This window comes from Parasphingorhabdus sp. (genome assembly GCF_049667325.1).
In the GTDB taxonomy this organism is placed as follows: domain Bacteria; phylum Pseudomonadota; class Alphaproteobacteria; order Sphingomonadales; family Sphingomonadaceae; genus Parasphingorhabdus.
The window spans coordinates 1-3,085 of sequence record NZ_JBATHY010000038.1; the positions used below are offsets into that span (position 1 = coordinate 1).

Annotated in this window: 2 protein-coding genes; both read left to right on the forward strand. The window is 58.3% G+C overall.

Going from position 1 to position 3,085, the window contains the following annotated elements; all coding sequences use genetic code 11:
• On the forward strand, positions 1–986 hold a 986-nt coding region (locus tag WBM93_RS01740), incomplete at its 5' end, for a glycine--tRNA ligase subunit beta (RefSeq protein WP_424427545.1).
• 82 nt (positions 987–1,068) lie between these two features.
• Positions 1,069–3,085, forward strand: a 2,017-nt coding sequence (gene ppdK, locus WBM93_RS01745) for a pyruvate, phosphate dikinase (protein WP_424427547.1), incomplete at its 3' end; no start/stop codon positions are given.

Here is a 3,085-nt window from a genome sequence, read left to right on the forward strand (position 1 = left end):
AGCTGCAAGGCTTGATGGGCGGCTATTATGCAGAGAAAGAAGGGCTTCCGGTAGAAGTCTCACACGCAATCAGAGATCATTACAAGCCGGTCGGGCAGGTCGACGATGTGCCGACTGATCCGGTGACGGTGTATGTGAGTCTGGCGGATAAGTTGGATACTCTGGCTTGTTTTTTTGCAATCGATGAGAAACCCACCGGATCGAAAGATCCGTTTGCCCTTCGACGTGCAGGGCTTGCCAATTTGAGTCTTTGGCAGACCAACCAATTGCGAGGATCCCATTTAGGAGTTCTCCGCAAAGCAATTCAGATCGCGGCTTTGCAACTGTCTTCATTGAACGATCGACTTATAAATCTGGGCAAAGCTTCAGGCAACTCAGGCGATCCTTTGGCATTTGCGATCAACCGCGAAGCTGAAGAACTATGGGCATTTTTAGTCGATCGACTCAAAGTCCAACAACGCGAAGCGGGTGTCCGTCACGACCTGATCGACGCGGTGTTTGCTCTTGGTGGCGAAGACGATTTGGTGCGCTTGCTCGCCCGGGTGAAGGCTTTGCAGGCCTTTGTCGAAACCGCGGACGGGGTGAACCTGCTGGCCGGTTACAAGCGGGCTTCGAATATATTGAAGAAAGAGGGCGCTGGTGCTCCGCACTTGATGCGGAGCGAGGCAGGAGGCGCTGATGATGGCCAGGGCTCCGCATCAAGTGCGGAGCACAAACCGCTTTCCTACACGCCCGAAAAAGCCGAAAAGACCCTCATCGAAGCGCTCGACGCGGCGCAGCCGGAAGTGACCGCTGCGATCGCCGCCGAGCAGTTTGAAACCGCGATGACCGCGCTGGCGGCGTTGCGCGGACCGATTGACCAGTTTTTCGAGGATGTGACCGTGAACGACGAAGACGAAACCAAGCGCAAAGCCCGGCTTGCCCTGCTCGCGCGCTTTCGTAATGCCGTCCACCAGGTCGCTGATTTTTCGAAGATCGAGGGCTAGAAGAGATTTGATTCATAACAGTGTAAAGTTTGTAAAGTTTGACGGCGGGATTTTCCACGAAATGGACGGGACAGGCAAATAAATGACCCAATATGTATATCGTTTCGGTGGCGGCATGAACTCGGATGGCGCGCCTTCCGATAAAATCGAGGCTCGCAACCTGCTCGGTGGCAAGGGGGCCAATCTTGCCGAAATGGCCAATATCGGGCTGCCGGTTCCTCCGGGTTTTACGATTTCCACAGCAATGTGCACCGAATATATGAACAACGCCGGGGCCTATCCAGACAGTCTGGCTGGAGAAGTCGAGCAGGGCGTGGCCCATATTCAGGCAGTGACCGGCAAGACATTCGGCGATCCAGGCGATCCGCTGTTGGTTTCCGTGCGCTCCGGGGCCCGCGCATCTATGCCGGGCATGATGGACACCGTGCTCAATCTCGGCCTCAACGACGAAACCGTCGAAGGACTGGCGAAAACCTCGGGCGACGAGCGGTTCGCGTGGGACAGCTACCGTCGGTTCATCCAGATGTACTCCGACGTCGTGCTCCAGCTCGACCATGATTCCTTCGAAGAAGCATTGGAAATTATCAAAGAAGACAATGGCTTTTTCACCGATACCGAGATGGAGTCTAAACATTGGAAGACGCTGGTTGGCGAGTATAAGACGCTGGTCGCCGAACAATGGGGCAAGCCGTTCCCGCAAGACGTCAATGACCAGTTATGGGGCGCGGTCAGCGCCGTTTTCGGCAGCTGGCAAGCCGATCGGGCCAAGGTCTACCGCCGTCTCAACGATATCCCTTCCGAATGGGGCACCGCGGTCAATGTCCAGGCGATGGTCTTCGGCAATATGGGGGAAACCAGCGCGACCGGCGTGGCTTTCACCCGCAATCCGTCAACCGGGGACAGCGCTTATTATGGCGAATGGCTGATCAACGCGCAGGGCGAGGACGTCGTAGCCGGGATCCGTACGCCGCAATATCTCTCCAAGGCCGCGCGCGAAGAGGCGGGTGCCAAGCCGCTGTCGATGGAAGAGGCGATGCCGGAAACCTACAAGGAACTGACCGACGTCTTTGACCTGCTTGAACGCCATTATCGCGATATGCAGGATATCGAATTCACCGTAGAGCGCGGAAAACTGTGGATGCTGCAAACCCGCTCGGGCAAGCGTACCGCCAAGGCGGCGCTGAAAATCGCGGTGGACATGGCCCATGATGGCCTGATCACCGAGGAAGAAGCCGTGATGCGGGTAGATCCGATGGCGCTTGATCAGCTGCTCCACCCGACCCTCGATCCCGAAGCCAAGCGTGACGTGCTGACATCCGGCCTGCCGGCCTCCCCCGGCGCGGCCAGTGGCTTTATCGTTTTTGACAGCGACACCGCCGAACGGCGTACCGAAATGGGCGACGATGTCATCCTCGTCCGGGTTGAAACCTCGCCCGAAGATATTCACGGCATGCACGCCGCCAAGGGCATATTGACCGCCCGTGGCGGCATGACGTCACACGCCGCCGTGGTCGCTCGAGGCATGGGAAGACCTTGTGTTTCCGGTGCCGGCACGGTGTCGATCAACAACGAAACCAAGGTCATGAAGGTCGGCGACCGCGAGCTGAAAGAAGGCGATATGCTGACCATCGACGGCAGCAATGGCCAGGTGATGGCCGGCCGCGTGGCGACGATCCAGCCCGAGCTGGTCGGCGATTTCGGCGTGCTGATGGTCTGGGCCGACAAGGTCCGCCGTCTTGGCGTCCGCACCAATGCGGAAACCCCGCTCGATTGCCAGGTTGCGCGCGATTTCGGTGCCGAGGGCATCGGGCTTTGCCGCACCGAGCATATGTTCTTTGATGCGGCGCGGATTACCGCCGTTCGCCAGATGATCCTCGCCCCCGACGAAAACGGCCGCAGAGCCGCTCTGGCGAAGCTGCTGCCCGAGCAACGCGATGATTTCCGCCAGATATTCGAAGTCATGGTCGGTCTTCCGGTGACCATCCGGCTGCTCGATCCGCCGCTCCACGAATTCCTGCCGCATCACCAGTCGGAATTCGAGGAAGTTGCGAAAGCCGCCGATGTCGGCGTCGAAACGCTGAAACAGCGGGCCAACGAAC